The organism is Microbacterium sp. NPDC060117, assembly GCF_042729315.1.
Lineage (GTDB): Bacteria > Actinomycetota > Actinomycetes > Actinomycetales > Microbacteriaceae > Microbacterium.
This window is the reverse complement of sequence record NZ_JBHWXR010000003.1, coordinates 177,692-193,420: the sequence shown is the minus strand read 5'-3', so window position 1 is coordinate 193,420 and position 15,729 is coordinate 177,692. Positions and strand designations below refer to the sequence as shown.

12 protein-coding genes are annotated in these 15,729 nt (G+C 70.8%); 7 read left to right on the top strand and 5 right to left on the bottom strand.

The features are described from left to right. The first annotated feature begins 19 nt into the window (after positions 1-19). The gene (locus ACFWCK_RS12645; protein WP_378806169.1) at positions 20-1,180 is read left to right on the top strand and encodes an ROK family protein; all 1,161 of its coding nucleotides are present in this window, start codon (positions 20-22) and stop codon (positions 1,178-1,180) included. A 132-nt stretch (positions 1,181-1,312) separates the two neighbouring features. Here the strand turns inward: ACFWCK_RS12645 and ACFWCK_RS12640 are convergent, their stop codons facing one another. From ACFWCK_RS12640 to ACFWCK_RS12620, 5 genes are all read right to left on the bottom strand, one after another. Beyond that, positions 1,313-2,848 carry an alpha-N-arabinofuranosidase gene (locus tag ACFWCK_RS12640; RefSeq protein WP_378806168.1) on the bottom strand — a complete coding sequence of 512 codons (1,536 nt, stop codon included), beginning with the start codon at positions 2,846-2,848 and terminating at the stop codon, positions 1,313-1,315. Between the two features lie 20 nt (positions 2,849-2,868). Continuing rightward, positions 2,869-3,765 carry a carbohydrate ABC transporter permease gene (locus ACFWCK_RS12635; RefSeq protein ID WP_378806166.1) on the bottom strand — a complete coding sequence of 299 codons (897 nt, stop codon included), beginning with the start codon at positions 3,763-3,765 and terminating at the stop codon, positions 2,869-2,871. After that, on the bottom strand, positions 3,762-4,715 hold the full coding sequence (locus ACFWCK_RS12630; RefSeq protein ID WP_378806164.1) for a carbohydrate ABC transporter permease: 954 nt from the start codon (positions 4,713-4,715) through the stop codon (positions 3,762-3,764). The genes ACFWCK_RS12635 and ACFWCK_RS12630 overlap by 4 nt, the downstream gene beginning before the upstream one ends. Then, positions 4,712-6,046, bottom strand: coding sequence for an extracellular solute-binding protein (locus ACFWCK_RS12625; protein ID WP_378806163.1), 1,335 nt, complete (start codon positions 6,044-6,046; stop codon positions 4,712-4,714). The genes ACFWCK_RS12630 and ACFWCK_RS12625 overlap by 4 nt, the downstream gene beginning before the upstream one ends. Before the next feature lie 119 nt (positions 6,047-6,165). Continuing rightward, on the bottom strand, positions 6,166-7,212 hold the full coding sequence (locus ACFWCK_RS12620) for a LacI family DNA-binding transcriptional regulator (protein ID WP_378806162.1): 1,047 nt from the start codon (positions 7,210-7,212) through the stop codon (positions 6,166-6,168). Positions 7,213-7,291: 79 nt separating this feature from the next. Here ACFWCK_RS12620 and ACFWCK_RS12615 point away from each other — a divergent pair, with 79 nt between their 5' ends. The 6 genes from ACFWCK_RS12615 (at position 7,292) to ACFWCK_RS12590 (ending at position 15,603) form a co-directional block, all read left to right on the top strand. Beyond that, the gene (locus tag ACFWCK_RS12615) at positions 7,292-8,539 is read left to right on the top strand and encodes an FAD-binding protein (protein WP_378806160.1); all 1,248 of its coding nucleotides are present in this window, start codon (positions 7,292-7,294) and stop codon (positions 8,537-8,539) included. A gap of 134 nt (positions 8,540-8,673) precedes the next feature. Continuing rightward, positions 8,674-9,714 (top strand): LacI family DNA-binding transcriptional regulator, encoded by a 1,041-nt coding sequence (locus tag ACFWCK_RS12610; protein ID WP_233311252.1) that lies wholly within the window; start codon positions 8,674-8,676, stop codon positions 9,712-9,714. Between the two features lie 249 nt (positions 9,715-9,963). Further along, the gene (locus ACFWCK_RS12605; protein WP_378806159.1) at positions 9,964-10,686 is read left to right on the top strand and encodes an L-ribulose-5-phosphate 4-epimerase; all 723 of its coding nucleotides are present in this window, start codon (positions 9,964-9,966) and stop codon (positions 10,684-10,686) included. Further along, on the top strand, positions 10,683-12,266 hold the full coding sequence (locus tag ACFWCK_RS12600) for a xylulokinase (RefSeq protein ID WP_378806158.1): 1,584 nt from the start codon (positions 10,683-10,685) through the stop codon (positions 12,264-12,266). Before ACFWCK_RS12605 ends, ACFWCK_RS12600 begins: the two co-directional genes overlap by 4 nt. A gap of 68 nt (positions 12,267-12,334) precedes the next feature. Next, a complete protein-coding gene (gene araA, locus ACFWCK_RS12595; RefSeq protein WP_378806157.1) occupies positions 12,335-13,858 on the top strand; it encodes an L-arabinose isomerase in 1,524 nt (507 codons plus the stop codon). A 233-nt stretch (positions 13,859-14,091) separates the two neighbouring features. Continuing rightward, a complete protein-coding gene (locus ACFWCK_RS12590; protein ID WP_378806156.1) occupies positions 14,092-15,603 on the top strand; it encodes a hypothetical protein in 1,512 nt (503 codons plus the stop codon). Positions 15,604-15,729 lie beyond the last annotated feature (126 nt).

Sequence of the window (15,729 nt, the reverse complement as noted above, 5' to 3'; positions counted from 1 at the left end):
GCAGGAAGCGAGACGCCGCATGAACGAACGCGCCACGACCGTCGAGGGGGTGCGGCGCACCAATCTCGCCGAGGTGCTGCGCCTCGTTCACCATGCGGGTCCGCGGTCCAGGGCCGTCATCACGGCGGAGACCGGGCTGAACCGCTCCACCGTCTCGGATCTGGTCGGGCGGCTGGTCGAGGCCGGGCTCGTCGAGGAGCACGAGCCCGATCCCACGCGCCGGGTGGGGCGCCCCTCTCCCGTGGTCGCGCCCCGTCCGGGCGTGGTCGCCATCGGCGTGAACCCCGAGATCGACGCCGTCGAGATCGGGGCGGTCGCGCTGGGCGGCGCGGTGCGCGAGCGGGTGCGGATCCCCGTCGAGCAGCCCGATGTCGCGGAGGTCGTGAAGATCGTCGCCGGGGTCGTGGGCGGCTGGCGTAACGGGGCGCTGGCCGGCTGCCGCATCGAGGGCGTCGGCCTCGCGGTTCCCGGGCTGGTGCGGGCATCGGACGGTCTGGTCCGATTCGCTCCGCATCTGGAATGGCGGGACGCCGACATCGCGGGACCGCTCGCGGCCGCGCTGGGCATCGACGTGGTCGTGGGCAACGACGCCTCGCTCGGAGCCCGTGCGGAACGGCTGTTCGGCGCCGCCCGTGCGCATGGGGACGTCGTGTACCTGAACGGCGGCGCCAGCGGCATCGGCGGCGGACTCATCCTGCACGGCCAGCTCATCGGCGGCGTGGGCGGCTACGCGGGGGAATGGGGGCAGACCGCCGCGAGCGTGGCGGATGCCGCGGACCGGCGCGCCGAGGGCGGGGTGCTGGAAGACGAGGTCAACCGCGCCCGCCTGGTGCAGGCCGCAGGCCTCATCGCGCCCGATGATGCCGAGCTTCGCGCGGCGCTCGCCCCTGCCGGGGAGGGGCCCGCGATCGCCGAGACCGCACGGCAGCGTCGGATCCTCGCGGCGACCCTCGGCAACGCCGTCAACGTGCTGAACCCGGCGATGATCGTGCTCGGCGGCTTCCTCGCAATCCTGCGGGATCTGGATCCGGCGGTCTTCGACGAGGACGTGCGACGGCGCGCGCTCTCCGCATCGGCCGAGGGGCTGGAGATCGCCGCCGCCGCGCTCGGCGCCGATCGCCTGCTCATCGGCGCCGCGGACGCCGCCTTCGAACGCCTGCTCGCGGATCCACTGGGCTGAGCTCATGCGCGGCCGGTTCCTTCCCCGAGGTCGCTGAGCGAGGACGCCGAAGGCGACCGAGACGAAACGCGGCGCCCTCGCAGGAGCACCGCGCCTTGTCTCGGTCGCTTCACGCGCTCGACGACCCCGGATTCAACTCCGGGCGACCTCGAGCTCCACCGCCGACCACGACAGCGCCGGCAGGGTGAGGCGTACCGCGCCGTCGTCGATCGCGACACCGTCGAGCGTCCGCATCCCGACCGCGTCGGGCGTCTGCTCGAGGTTCGCGGTGAGGCGGTCGCCGCCCTCGGGCACGGTGAGCATCTCGGCCGAACGCACCGCGGTCGCGCGCAGACCGTGCAGGTCGAGGTCGACGGTTGCCTCCGAGGAGAGCGAGCGGTTCGCGATGAAGAGTGCGAGGCGCCCCGACGCCTCATCCCACGTCGCCACCGCGTCGACCTCGTCCACGTCGCCGTACTGCGCGGTCTCGCCCTTGGTCGACGAGACCGCGAGCCGCATGATCCGACCCTTCGCCATCCGCGCCATCCGCGCGAACGGCCAGAAGATCGTCTGCCGCCACGCCGGGCCGCCCTCCTCGGAGCGGATCGGGGCGATCACGTTCACGAGCTGGGCCTGGTTGGCGATCTTCACGCGGTCGCCGTGCCGCAGCAGGCTGTGCAGGAACGTGCCGACCACGACCGCGTCGGTGACGTTGTAGGTGTCCTCGATGAGCCGGGGGTGCTCGCGCCAGCCGGCCGCGGCCACCTCGCCTTCCTCGACGTCGTTGAACCGGTCGAAGTCCCAGACGTTCCACTCGTCGAACGAGATGTCCACCTGCTTGCTGTGCTTGCCGGCGGCCTTGACCGCGTCGATCGTGGAGATCACGCCGTCGATGAACATGTCCATCTCCACGCCCTCGGCGAGGAACGACGCCGCATCGCTGCTCTGCTCCCGGTAGTACGCGTGCATGGAGATGTAGTCGACCTCGTCGTACGCGTGCGTGAGCACTGTGTGCTCCCAGGTGCCGAAGGTCGGCATCTGCCGGTTCGAGGATCCGACCGCGACGAGCTCGATCTCAGGATCCACGAGCTTCATCGCCTTGGCGGTCTCCTGGGCGAGACGCCCGTACTCGTGCGCCGTCTTGTGCCCGATCTGCCAGGGGCCGTCCAGTTCGTTGCCGAGGCACCACAGCTTGATGCCGAACGGATCCTCGGCGCCGTTGCGGCGGCGCAGGTCCGACCAGTAGGTGCCGCCGGGGTGGTTGGCGTACTCGACGAGCGCGCGGGCCTCCTCCACCCCGCGGGTGCCGAGGTTGATGGCCTCCATGACCTCGACCTCGGCCTCGCGCGACCAGTCCATGAACTCGTGCAGACCGAAGGCGTTCGTCTCGATCGTGTGCCAGGCGCCGTCCATGCGCACGGGGCGCTCGGCGACGGGGCCGACGCCGTCCTCCCAGCGATAGCCGGAGACGAAGTTGCCGCCGGGGTAGCGGACGACGGTGGGGCCGAGTTCGCGCACGAGCTCGAGCACGTCGGTGCGGAAGCCGCGGGCGTCGGCGGCCGGATGGCCGGGCTCGTAGATGCCGGTGTAGACGCAGCGGCCCATGTGCTCGACGAACTGGCCGAACAGGCGGCGCGGGACGTCGGCGAGCGAGAAGTCGCGGTCGATGGTGATGCGGGCGTGGGTCATGGGTATCCGATCCGTTCGGGTCATTGACCGCCGAAGCCGCTGGTGGCGACTCCCTTGACGATCTGCTTCTGGAAGATGAGGAACACGATGATGAGGGGCAGGGCGGCGAGCACGGCCTGGGCCATGACCTGCGCGTACTGCACGCCGTAGGCGCTGATGACCGTCTGCAGGCCGACCGGCAGGGTCATCAGGCTGGTGTCGTTGATCACGAGGAACGGCCACAGGAAGTTGTTCCAGGCGCCGATGAACACGAAGATCGCGACGGAGGCGAGGATCGGCCGCGACAGCGGCAGGACGATCGACCAGAACACCCGGAATCTCGAGGCGCCGTCGACGCGCGCCGCGTCCTCGAGCTCGACCGGGATCGCGTCGAAGAACCGCTTCAGGATGAACACCATCGCGGGTGCGACCACCTGAGGCAGGATGAGCCCCCAGTGCGTGTCCACGAGATTGAAGGCCAGCATCTCGTAGAACAGCGGGATGATCAGCACCTGAGGGGGCACCACGATCGCGGCGATGATGACGACGAACAGCCACCTGCGGCCGCGGAAGTCGAGCCGGGAGAACGCGTAGGCGGCGAGGGCCGAGATCGCGACGGTGATCACGGTGACGGCGGTCGCGGTCCACAGGCTGTTCCATGCCCAGAAGTAGACGTTGCCCTGCGAGAGGATCGCGCCGAAGGCCTGCGCCGTCGGCCCGCTCGCGCCGATCCAGCCGGCGTCGCCGGATGCGGCGTCGGTCTCGGTCTTGAACGCGGTGGCGACGGCCCAGAGGAACGGCAGGAGCCAGCCGATCGCGAGGATCAGCAGCACCGCGAAGGCGAGAACGGTGAGAACGGTGAAGCGGCGGCCGACCGGCCGGCGGGTGCGGGCGCGCGCAGCGCCCGGGGCGACGAGGGTGCGGGTCGCGGTGGTCATCGGGCGTCCTTCCGCCGGCGGGTGATCAGCGCCTGGACGACGCCGAGGATGATGATGATCGCGAAGAACACGTACGAGATCGCCGCCGAGTAGCCGAACCGGTACCCGACGAAACCGGTCTCGTAGATGTACTGCACGATCGAGCGAGTGGTGTCGCTGGAGAGGCCGCCGAGCATCTGGTACGCCTGATCGAACAGCTTGAGCGACGCGAGGATCTGCAGCAGGCCGATGAGGGTGGTCGCCGGTCCCAGCTGCGGGAGAGTGATCGAGGTGAACTGCCGCCAGCCTCCCGCGCCGTCCAGCGAGGCCGCCTCGTACTGCTGCTGCGGGATGTTCTGCAGCGCCGCGAGGTAGAGCAGGAAATTGAACCCGACCGTCCACCACACGGTCGCGATCACGATCGCGAGCATGTTGACTTTCGGATCCTGCAGCCAGGCGATCGGCTCGAGACCGAACGCCTTCAGGACGTTGTTCGCCGCCCCGATCTGCGGATTGAAGATCCAGATCCAGATCTGCGAGATCACCGTGGAGGCGAGCAGGTACGGCATGAAGAAGGAGAGCCGCCAGAGCCATTGGCCCGGGAGTCCGCGGTCGACGAGCACCGCCATGAGGAGCGCGATGATCACGAGCGGGACCGTGGACAGCAGCGTGAACCATACCGTGTTGCCGAGAGCTCCCCACATCACCGGATCCGCGAGCGCCTCGATGTAGTTCGCGAAGCCGACGAATCCGCCGCCGGATCCGGTGAGGGACTGGTCGGTGAAGCTGAGGTAGAGGCCGTGCAGGATCGGCCACGCGAGGAAGAGCGCGAACGCGATGAGGAAGGGGGTGAGGAACGCCCAGCCGATCAGCTGCTCGCCGCGGTGGGATCCGCCGGCGTGGCGTCGGGTCGCGCGGGTCGCCGCGCGACCGGTGACGATGGTCGTGGTGGTGGGCGCCGTCGTGGTCATCTCCGAGCTCCTTCCGGGTCGGCGGGATTGGGTTGGGCGAGGAATCGCGTGACGGCGGTCTCGAAGCGGGTGATGGCGTCGGCGGCACTGCCTCCGCCGAGGAGCGCGGGCTGGGCGGCGGCGCCGAACTGACCTTGGAAGTTGGATCCGGAGCCCGTGAACCACGCGGGCGGGTCGTAGCGCACGTACTGTGCGGCTTCGGCGTAGTGCGCCTGCGGGAGCAGCTTCGCGTACTTCGCGGACTCGGTGACCGGGAGGAAGGCGGGGATGTGCCCGGCCTCCGCCCAGCCGAAGGAGCCCTTCAACATGTCGGCCACGAAGCGGTACACGAGGTCGCGGCTCGCCGCGTCCGGGTGCGACTGGTGCGGCAGCACGAACGAGTGCGAATCGGCGTAGGCCGTGCGCGTGCCGAACAGGGGCGGGATCATCGCGATGTCGAACGAGATCTTGGCGGCCTGCATCGTGCGCAGCTCCCACACTCCGCTGAGGAACATGCCGCTCTTGCCCGTCGCGAACTCCGCCACGGCGGTGCCGTAGTCGGCCTGCTTGGCCGCCCGCTTGCCGTCGAGCAGCTTCTGCATGAACTCGAGGGAGGCGACGGCGGCGTCCTTGTCGATCACCGCGGAGCCACCCTGCGGCATCTCCATCTCGATGCCGTGCTGCGTGTACAGCGTGTAGAACAGGCGCCACATCTGGGAGCCGTCGCCGAGGTAGCCGTAGGAGAGGCCGTGCCCGCCGGTGACTCCGGCGATCGCGTCGACCATGGCGAGGAACTCCTCGGGGCTCTCCGCCTCCTTCAGGCGACCGTCGTGGCCGAGCACGCCCGCCTTCTCGCAGACCTCCGTGTTGTACATGAGCACGAAGGGATGCGCGTCGAGGGCGATGCTGAGGCGCCTGCCGTCGACGTCGCCCTTCTTCCAGATCGGATCCGGGAACGTGGACGCGTCCACGCCGAGGTCGGAGAGACGGCCGGTGTCCCAGTCGTCGAGGAGCCCGCCGGGGGCCCAGCCGAGCACTCGGGTGGCGTGCATGATCGCGACGTCGGGGGCGCGGCCACCGGCCGCGGCCATGGCGAGCTTCGTGTAGTAGGGCGTGCCCCAGGCGAGCACCGTGGGGCGCACGCGGTAAGCCGTCTGCGCCTTGTTCACGCCGTCCAGCAGACCGGACATCGTCACGCCGTCGCCGCCGGAGAGAAGGTGCCAGAACTGCAGGGTGCGGGTACCGGACGCGGCGGCCGAGGATGGGGCGCAGCCGGCGAGCAGCGCGGCGCCGGCGGTCAGGCCCGCGGCGCCGAGGAACTGCCGCCGGTTCAGATCGAGAGGTGGTGTCATCGTCACTCCTTCGTGGACGATCGGGGGATGCCGCCATCATTACATCGATGAAATGAAGGATGCAAGACCCATCTGAGACCGGTCACGGAACTCTCGCCCTGTTCCCCGGGGTATCGGGGTCAGGAGCCCGGAGCCCAGCCTCGCGGGCTCGCAGCAGTGCTCTCGCGCACGACGAGGCGGTGCGGAACGGTGATCGAGCGGGGCGTGCCCGTGGGGTCCGCGATCCGCTCCGCCAGGAGGTCGACGGCGGAGGCGGCGAAGATGCTGCGATCGATCTGCACGGTCGACAGTGCCGGCTCGGTGAAACGGGAGAGTTCGACGTCGTCGAAGCCGGTCACCAGCACGTCCTCGGGCACGCGGATGCCGCGGCTGTGCAGCACGTGCAGGGCGCCCGTCGCGAGGGAGTCGGTGAAGCCGAGCACGGCGTCGAACGGCACCCCGCGGGAGAGCAGCTCGTTGGTGGCCTCCGCGCCGCCGGAGATGGTCCAGTCGCCGTGGTTGACGGTCAACCGGGGGTCGGCGGGAAGGCCTGCCTCCGCCAGCGCCTGGCGTACGCCCTGCAACCGGAGCCGGCTGGTCGCGGTCGCGATCGCGTGCTGATCATCGCCGCCGACGACGGCGATCCGCCGGGCTCCGCGTTCGATCACATGCCGCGTCATCGCTGCGGCGCCCGCCACGCTGTCGATCCCGACGTGGTCGGCGAGCTGCTGTTCGACCTCGCCGATCAGGACGACGGGCAGCTGCCGGTCCTCGTCGGTGAGTGCGCTGTCCTCCAACCGGATGGGGTTCAGGATCAGGCCGTCGACGAGGTGCGCGCGAGCCCGGGAGAGCAGCTCGCGCTCGCGCCGCGGCTCGGATCCGGTCTGCTCGACCTGCACGGCGAAGCCCTTCAGCCGGGCGGCCTGGACGATGTGGTCGAGCAGTTCGGCGGAGAACGACGTCGCCAGGTAGGGCAGCGCGAGCGCGATCACTCCGGAACGGCCGTTGCGCAGACTGCGGGCGCTCAGGTTGGGGACGAAGTCGAGTTTGCGCATCGCGTCCTCGACCCGCTCCCGCGTGTCCTCGCGCACGAACACCGTGCCGGTGACCACGTTCGACACGGTCTTCGCGGAGACGCCGGCCAGCGACGCGACGTCGCGCATCGTCGCCCGCGTGCTCCCTGCCATGCGCTCAGCCTAAGCCCGGGCCTCGGGTCCCGCCGCTCCTCGGCGTTCTATCGATGTAACCCGGTTCTATGATGTGGCGATGAGCATCGGGGCGAACTGGGCCGGGAACCTGCACTACGGCGCCGTGGCGATCGAACGACCGCGCAGCCGTGAGGAGCTGCACGAGATCCTCTCGACGCCGGGGTCGTTGCGCCCGCTAGGCTCCCGGCACAGCTTCAACACGATCGCCGACACGACGGGCACGCTCATCGACCTCTCGGCGATGCCGCAGGAGGTCGTGCAGGTCGCGTCCGACGCCGTGCGCGTGCCCGCCGGCATGCGCTACGGCGAACTCGGCGCAGAGCTTCAGCGCCGCGGACTGGCGCTGGCGAACCTCGCGTCGTTGCCGCACATCTCCGTGGCGGGCGCGGTGTCCACCGGGACGCACGGATCGGGCGATGCGATCGGATCCCTCGCCGCGGCCGTGCGGTCGCTCACGCTCGCGGGGCCCGACGGCGAGCGCACCCTGCGTCGCGGCGATGACGACTTCGACGGGACGGTCGTCTCGCTCGGCGCGCTCGGAGTGATCGTCGAGCTCGAACTCGACGTGGAGCCGGCGTACGACGTCGCCCAGGCCGTGCACGAGGGGCCGGCGTGGGACGCGCTGCTGGCCGAGTTCGACCGGGTCACCGCGCTCGGGACGAGTGTCAGCATCTTCAGCCGCTGGACCGATCGCGATCGCGCGGACCAGCTCTGGATCAAGAACCGGGTCGGCGGCGTCGCCCTCGACGAGGCCCTGCTGGCCCGGCTCGGGACGACGCCCGCCGTCGTGCGGCGGCATCCCATCCTCGGCGCCCCGGCGGAGGCCTGCACCCCGCAGCTCGGCGAGCCCGGCCCCTGGCACGAGCGGCTGCCCCACTTCCAGCTGGGCTTCACGCCATCGGCGGGCGAGGAGCTGCAGAGCGAGTACCTGGTGCCGCGACGCGACGCGGTGCGCGCGATCGAGGCGATCCGCGGGCTCGCCGACCGGATCGCGCCGCTGCTGCTCGTGAACGAGGTGCGCACGGTCGCCGCCGACGACCTCTGGCTGAGTTCGTCGTACGGGGAGGGCGCGGTCGGACTGCACTTCACCTGGCGCCGGGACCAGCCCGCGGTCGAGGCGCTGCTGCCGGCGATCGAGGCGGCGTTGCCCGAGAGCGCCCGTCCGCACTGGGGCAAGCTCGCCGCGCTCGAGCCGGCGGAGATCCGCCGCCGCATCCCGCGGTGGGGCGACTTCGCTGCGCTCGCGGGGCGGATGGATCCGGCCGGCCGATTCCGGAACGCGTTTCTGGAGCGGCTCGGCCTGTAGCGCGGTACCGGGGTCTTCCGTCGACGGTTCAGGTCGCACTCTCGGCTCTTCCGGCAGCCTCGGAACAGCAGAAAGTGCGACCTGGGCGGAGACGGGCCGGAGGGCGGGGGTGCGCGACCCGTACACTCGCAGGCGTGAGTGAGTCGAAGCCGCAGCGCGCCGTCGGAGTGCGGGAGGTCGCCGCGCTCGCGGGGGTCTCGCGGCAGACCGTGTCGCGCGTGCTCAACGATCACCCGGACGTCGCGCCCGACACGCACGCTCGCGTCGTGGCAGCGATGGATGAGCTGGGCTACCGCATGAACAACGCCGCGCGCGCGCTCGGCACGCACCGCACGCGCACGATCGGCGTGCTCGCCTCGGACGCGCTGCAGTACGGCCCGTCGCGCAGCATGGCCGCGATCGAGGCGTCGGCGCGCGAGGCCGGGTACTGGATCACCGCGGCGTTCGCCGACTCCGGCGACGAGGCCTCCGTCCGCGACGCGATCGAGCACCTGCGCGCGCAGGCCGTGGACGGGATGATCGTGTTCGCGCCGCATGCGCGCACCCTCGAGGTGCTCGACGCGCTGCGCATCGGGACCCCCGTCGTGATCCTGCACGCCGCCGAGCGCGCCGACTTCTCCGTCGATCAGCGGGCCGGCGCACGCCTCGCCGTGGCGACTCTGGCCGACGCCGGACATGAGCGGATCGCACACCTCGCGGGCCCGACGGATTGGCTGGAGGCCGAGGCGCGCGCGGCCGGCTTCGCCCAGGAGCTCGCAGCCCGCGGCCTGCCCGTCGGGGCGGTCTTCGCGGGCGACTGGAGTCCGCGCTCCGGCCACGAGGCCGCGGCGGACGTGATCGCCTCCGGTGCGACTGCCGTCTTCGCCGCGAACGACCAGATGGCGCTCGGCCTGATCGGCGGTCTGCGTGCGGCCGGCGTGGATGTGCCGGCGCAGATCAGCATCGTCGGCTTCGACGACGTGCCGGAGGCGGCGTACGCCTGGCCGCCGCTCACGACCGTGCGGCAGGACTTCGAGGAGCTCGCACGGCGCGCTGTCGCGCGCGTCATCGCCCGGGGTGGGCCCGGCACGGGTGCCGCCGATGACGATGCGGCCTCGGGATCCGCCGCAGACGCGACGGATCCGATCGCGCCGGTCCTCGTCGCCCGTGACTCGATCGTCCCGCCGTCGGCCTAGCAGCCGGATCTTCACGAGACCAGGCCTGCCGTTCGGGTCGCAGTCTGTCCTCTTGCGGGCACGCTCGTGCAGCCGGAAGCGCGACCTGAGCGGGAGAGGCTCGGAATTGCAGCGTGTTCTTCCCCGGACGCGCGGCGGTCGGTGAGGCACGCGTCGGGCTCTTGACGGCTTGCGGTGAGTGGTGTCACACTTGCCCGTGACCGGTCACAGTCGCCCAGGAGAACCTCGGGCGGGCCCGAGAGGATCCGAATGACCACCTTCTCTGCGGAGATCGAGCAGGCGATCGCCACCGTGCGTGCCGACGTGGCGCGGCTGCACTCCGAGCTCGTGCGCTACGACCTGGTGGTCTGGACCGGCGGCAACGTGTCCGGTCGCGTCCGGCTCTCCGAAGACGGCAGCGGCGACCTCTTCGTGATCAAGCCCTCCGGGGTCGGCTACGACGACCTCGCCCCAGAGAACATGATCCTCTGCGACCTCGACGGCGCCCCGATCCCCGGCACCCCCGGCGGCGATCGCGCCCCCTCCAGCGACACCGCTGCGCACGCCTACGTCTACCGGAACATGCCCGAGGTCGGCGGCGTGGTGCACACCCACTCCGACTACGCCGTGGCCTGGGCGGCACGCGGTGAGGAGATCCCCTGCGTGATCACCGCGATGGCCGACGAGTTCGGCGGGCCGATCCCGGTCGGCCCGTTCGCGATCATCGGCGACGACTCGATCGGCCGCGGGATCGTTCAGACTCTGCGTGGGCACCGTAGCCGTGCGGTGCTCATGCAGAACCACGGCCCGTTCACGATCGGCGTCGATGCGAAGGACGCGGTCAAGGCCGCTGTCATGGTCGAGGACGTCGCGCGCACGGTGCACCTCGCACGGCAGGCGGGCCCGCTCATCCCGATCCCGCAGGAGGCGATCGACCGCCTCTACAGCCGGTACCAGAACGTGTACGGCCAGAACTCGGACGCCCGGCGATGAGCGCGCGCGACGACATCCTCGACGGCCGGACGAGCCTGGGCATCGAGTTCGGATCCACCCGGATCAAGGCGTGCCTGATCGGATCCGATCCCTCCGTCGTGCTCGCCACCGGATCCTCGGCATGGGAGAACCGGCTCGAGGGCGGCCTGTGGACCTATGACCTGGACGAGGTCTGGGCGGGGCTTCAGGAGGCCTACGCGACGCTCGTCGCCGACGTGCACGACCGCTACGGCGTGCGCCCGACGACGATCGGCGCGCTCGGGGTCTCGGCCATGATGCACGGCTACCTGGCGTTCGACGCCGCGGGAGATCTGCTCGTGCCGTTCCGCACCTGGCGCAATACGAACACGTCGGTCGCGGCGGCCGAGCTCACGGACCTGCTCGACGTGAACATCCCGCTGCGCTGGTCGATCGCGCACCTGCACCAGGCGGTGCTCGACGACGAGGAGCACGTGCCGCGCATCGCGGGCGTGAACACGCTCGCCGGGTACGTGCATGAGCGGCTGACCGGTCGCCGCGTGCTCGGCGTCGGCGACGCCTCGGGCATGTTCCCGATCGACTCGGCGACCGGCGACTACGACGCGGCCATGGTCGCCGCGTACGACGCGCTCGCCGCGGGCCGGCTGCCGGCGCCTCTCACGGCGCTGCTGCCGCATGTGCTCACCGCGGGTGCCGACGCGGGCGCGCTCACCGAGACGGGGGCGATGCTGCTGGATCTGTCCGGGTCCCTCGGGGCCGGCATCCCGCTCTGCCCGCCCGAGGGCGACGCCGGCACCGGCATGGTCGCCACCAACGCGGTCTCCCCGCGCACGGGCAACGTCTCCGCCGGCACGAGCATCTTCGCCATGGTCGTGCTCGAGCGCCCGCTCGCAGGACGCCATCACGAGATCGACCTCGTCACGACGCCCTCCGGTGACGCCGTCGCGATGGTGCACTGCAACAACGGAGCCAGTGAGCTGGCGGCGTGGGCCGGGCTGTTCGCCCGCTTCGCCGCGGCTGCCGGGGCTCCCGTCAGCGACGACATCGCGTTCGCGGCCCTGTTCCGCGAGGCGCTCGCGGGCGAGGCCGACGCGGGTGGATTGCTCGCCTACAACCACCTCGCGGGGGAGCCGATCGCCGGGCTGGCCGAGGGCCGACCGCTCGTGGTGCGCACCCCCGGCCGCGCGTTCACCCTGGCGAACTTCATGCGGGCGCAGCTCTACGGTGTGTTCGGCACGCTGGCGCTCGGCATGCGGACTCTCGCCGCGGAGGGCGTGCAGCTCGATCGGATGTATGCCCACGGCGGCATGTTCCGCACGGCGGGCGTGGCGCAGCGCTTCCTCGCCGGTGCCCTGGGCGCGCCCGTCGCTGTGGGCGAGGCGGCGTCCGAAGGGGGAGCGTGGGGGATCGCGGTGCTCGCGTCGTACCTCGCGCACGCCGGCGAACGGAGCCTCGGCGACTATCTCGACGGCCGAGTGTTCGCTGCAGCAGCCATCACCGTGGCGGATCCGCTTCCCGACGACGTCGCCGGATTCTCCGCCTACCTCGACCGCTACCGCGCCGGCCTCGCCATCGAGGCCGCCGCGGTCGCCTCGCTCTGAACAGCCCACGACTCGAACGACGATCACCCGGATCCGCGGATCCGGATCCCGAGAACGAAAGAGCTCCGATGACCCGCACCCCGCTCACCACCTCGCTCGACGGCTATGAGGTCTGGTTCCTCACCGGCAGCCAGCACCTGTACGGCCCCGAGACGCTCGCGCAGGTCGCCGAGCAGTCGCAGCAGATCAGGCGGATCCTCGACGAGGCCGGCGAGGTGCCCGTGCGGATCGTGTGGAAACCGGTGCTCACGGACTCGGCCGCGATCAAGCGCACCGCGCTCGAGGCCAACGCCGATGAGAAGGTCATCGGACTGATCGCGTGGATGCACACGTTCAGCCCGGCGAAGATGTGGATCGCGGGCCTCGACGCGCTGCAGAAGCCGCTGGCGCACCTGCACACCCAGGCCAACGTCGAGCTGCCCTGGGCCGACATCGACTTCGACTTCATGAACCTGAACCAGGCCGCGCACGGCGACCGCGAGTTCGGCTACATCCAGACCCGTCTCGGCGTGCCGCGCAAGACGATCGTCGGCCACGCCTCCGATCCGCGGGTGCAGCGCGAGCTCGGCACCTGGCAGCGAGCGGCGGCGGGCCTCGCCGCCTCGCGCGACCTCCGGCTCGCCCGCTTCGGCGACAACATGCGCTTCGTCGCCGTGACCGAGGGTGACAAGACCGAGGCCGAGCTGCGTTTCGGCGTGCAGGTGAACACCTGGGGTGTGAACGAGCTCGTCGACGCGGTCGCCGCGGCGAGCGAGGCCGACATCGACACCCTCGTCGCCGAGTACGAGGAGTTGTACGAGGTCGCTCCCGAGCTGCGGCGCGGAGGCGAGCGGCATCAGTCGCTGCGCGACGGGGCGGCGATCGAGCTGGGTCTGCGCTCGTTCCTCGAGGAGGGCGGGTTCAGCGCGTTCACGACCTCGTTCGAGGACCTCGGCGCGCTGAAGCAGCTCCCGGGGCTCGCCGTGCAGCGGCTCATGGCAGAGGGGTACGGCTTCGGCGCGGAGGGCGACTGGAAGACCGCCGTGCTCGTGCGGATCGCCAACGTCATGGGCGCGGGGCTGCCCGGAGGCGCCAGCCTCATGGAGGACTACACCTACGACATGACCCCCGGTGACGAGCTCATCCTCGGCGCGCACATGCTCGAGGTGTCGCCCTCGCTGACCACGCAGAAGCCCACGCTCGAGATCCACCCGCTCGGCATCGGCGGCAAAGACGACCCGGTGCGCCTCGTCTTCACCGCGGATCCCGGATCCGCCGTCGTCGTCGCCCTCAGCGACATGCGCGATCGATTCCGACTCACCGCGAACGTCGTCGAGAACGTCGAGCCGCGCGCGGCGCTGCCGAAGCTGCCCGTCGGTCGCGCCGTGTGGAAGCCGCAGCCGGACTTCACGACCTCGGCGGCCGCGTGGCTGACGGCGGGCGCCGCGCACCACACGGTGATGTCGACGGCCGTGGGCATCGACGCGTTCCGCGACTTCGCCGAGATGGCCGAGGTCGAGCTGCTGGTGATCGACGACAGCACCACACTGGGCGAGTTCCAGAAGCAGGTGCGCTGGAACCAGGCTTATTACCGGCTCGCCCAGGGGCTGTGACGTGACACATCAGCGGGGCGGACTCGCAGTGGAGCCGAGGACCTGCGCACCCGATGCGTTCGACCCCGGGGCCGGTTCGTCGTGCTGGGACCCGGCGCCGTGCATGCCGTGAGCTGGCGCATCCACGCGCTGTGACCGCCTCCTCGTTGCGGCGCCCGCGAGCCTGAGTCCGGCCGGGAACGCGGGCAGTTCTGCCCATCGAACTGCGTCGGGCCGCTCGGTAGTCTGAAGCCATGGCCACAGAGGGGGAACCGCCGCAGGGCGGGCATGAGCTCGATTTCGGATCCGGGTCGAAGGATCCGACCCCGCCGCCGGTGCCACCGGCGCCGACCGAGGGTGAGGCGGGGAACCCCGCGTCCGCTTCACCGGTCGTTCCGGAGCAGGTGCCGCCTGCGCCGGAACAGGCATTCCCGCCGCCGGGGCAGCCTTCCCCGGTGCAGCCTTATGGCGTCCAGCCGGGCCAGCCGTACGCCGCCCAGCCCGCCCAGCCGTACCCCGGGCAGCCCGCCCAGCCGCATACGGGACAGCAGGGCCAGCCCTATGCCGGACAGCCGTATGGCGCCCAGCCCGGACAGCCGTATGGCGCGCAGCCCACCCAGCCGTACCCGGGTCAGGCCGCGCAGCCTGGACAGCCGTATGGCGCGCAGCCCACCCCCACCCAGCCGTACCCTGGACAGCCGTATGGCGCGCAACCCACCCAGCCGTACCCCGGCCAGCCGTACGGCGCGCAGCCCACCCAGCCCTACCCGGGCCAGGGCGACGGCACCCAGCCGCCGAAGAAGTCGTCGAAGGGGCTGCTCTGGGGCCTGATCGGCGGCGGTGCCGCCCTGTTGATCGTGGCGATCCTGGTCGTGGCCTTGCTCGTGGTGCCCGCGCTCACCCGATCCTCGGTGACCGCCGCCGATACCGTGAAGGCCTATCTGACCGCCGTGTCCAAGGGCGATGCGAAGGCCGCGCTGGGCTACCTCGAGAGCGTGCCAGACAAGAAGCTGCTCACCGATCCGGTGCTGAAGGCCTCCGAGAAGCTCGGCGGCGTCAGCCACATCTCGGTGAAGAAGGGCGGGGAGAGCAAGTACTCGGCCACCGTCGCCGCGTCGTTCGAGGTGGGCGGACGCACGGTGTCCACGACCTACGAGGCGTACAAGGACAAGGACACCTGGAAGATCGCGAACGGCGTGACGCCGATCTCACTGGACAGCCTGCGCGGCCTCGACGCGACGTTCAACGGGGTGCCCACGGCTGACATCACCGATGCGTACGTGTTCCCCGGCACCTACGAGATCGCACTGGACTCGAAGTACTTCTCGATCGACGGCGACTCGACCTTCGCCATCGCGTCCTACGACGACGCGTCCGCGCTGTACGACGTGCGCACGAAGCTCAACGATGCCGGCGTCTCCGAGTTCCGCTCGCTGGTGCGCTCCTCGGTCGAGGCGTGCGTGGCGATGAAGACGCTGTCGACGCCCTGCGGCATGGACATCACCGCGATCGACCTCTCCGGCGCGAGCCCGGTGGAGGGCACGGTCACCCGCACGCTCACCGCGGACGGCAGTGCGAAGCTCGATGCGCTGCAGCCGGAGAGCAACGGATCCTCGCCGACGGTCGTGTCCGCCTACGACTACATCAGCGTCGACATGCAGCTGCAGGGCAGTGACGGCCAGACCTACACCGTCACATTCGGCGGATCCCTCGGCACCCCGACCGTGGACTTCGGCAAGGCCGCACCGCAGGTCACCTGGGAGTGACCGGCGCCTGAGGCCCGCGAAACGAGGGGACCCCCGCCGACCCGATTCGGCGGGGGTCCTGCGGTTCGTGACCGCCGGGAGCCCGTGCGAGAAAGCCGGGCGGATCCCATCGTGCGCGGGGAGACG

Excerpts from the sequence above, each read along its gene's own strand:
- ACFWCK_RS12640 (WP_378806168.1), bottom strand. The coding sequence starts at position 2,848 with ATGACCCACGCCCGCATCACCATCGACCGCGACTTCTCGCTCGCCGAC.
- ACFWCK_RS12590 (WP_378806156.1), top strand. The coding sequence starts at position 14,092 with ATGGCCACAGAGGGGGAACCGCCGCAGGGCGGGCATGAGCTCGATTTC.
- ACFWCK_RS12605 (WP_378806159.1), top strand. The coding sequence starts at position 9,964 with ATGACCACCTTCTCTGCGGAGATCGAGCAGGCGATCGCCACCGTGCGT.
- ACFWCK_RS12620 (WP_378806162.1), bottom strand. The coding sequence starts at position 7,212 with ATGGCAGGGAGCACGCGGGCGACGATGCGCGACGTCGCGTCGCTGGCC.
- ACFWCK_RS12630 (WP_378806164.1), bottom strand. The coding sequence starts at position 4,715 with ATGACCACGACGGCGCCCACCACCACGACCATCGTCACCGGTCGCGCG.
- araA (WP_378806157.1), top strand. The coding sequence starts at position 12,335 with ATGACCCGCACCCCGCTCACCACCTCGCTCGACGGCTATGAGGTCTGG.
- ACFWCK_RS12635 (WP_378806166.1), bottom strand. The coding sequence starts at position 3,765 with ATGACCACCGCGACCCGCACCCTCGTCGCCCCGGGCGCTGCGCGCGCC.
- ACFWCK_RS12615 (WP_378806160.1), top strand. The coding sequence starts at position 7,292 with ATGAGCATCGGGGCGAACTGGGCCGGGAACCTGCACTACGGCGCCGTG.
- ACFWCK_RS12645 (WP_378806169.1), top strand. The coding sequence starts at position 20 with ATGAACGAACGCGCCACGACCGTCGAGGGGGTGCGGCGCACCAATCTC.
- ACFWCK_RS12600 (WP_378806158.1), top strand. The coding sequence starts at position 10,683 with ATGAGCGCGCGCGACGACATCCTCGACGGCCGGACGAGCCTGGGCATC.
- ACFWCK_RS12625 (WP_378806163.1), bottom strand. The coding sequence starts at position 6,046 with ATGACACCACCTCTCGATCTGAACCGGCGGCAGTTCCTCGGCGCCGCG.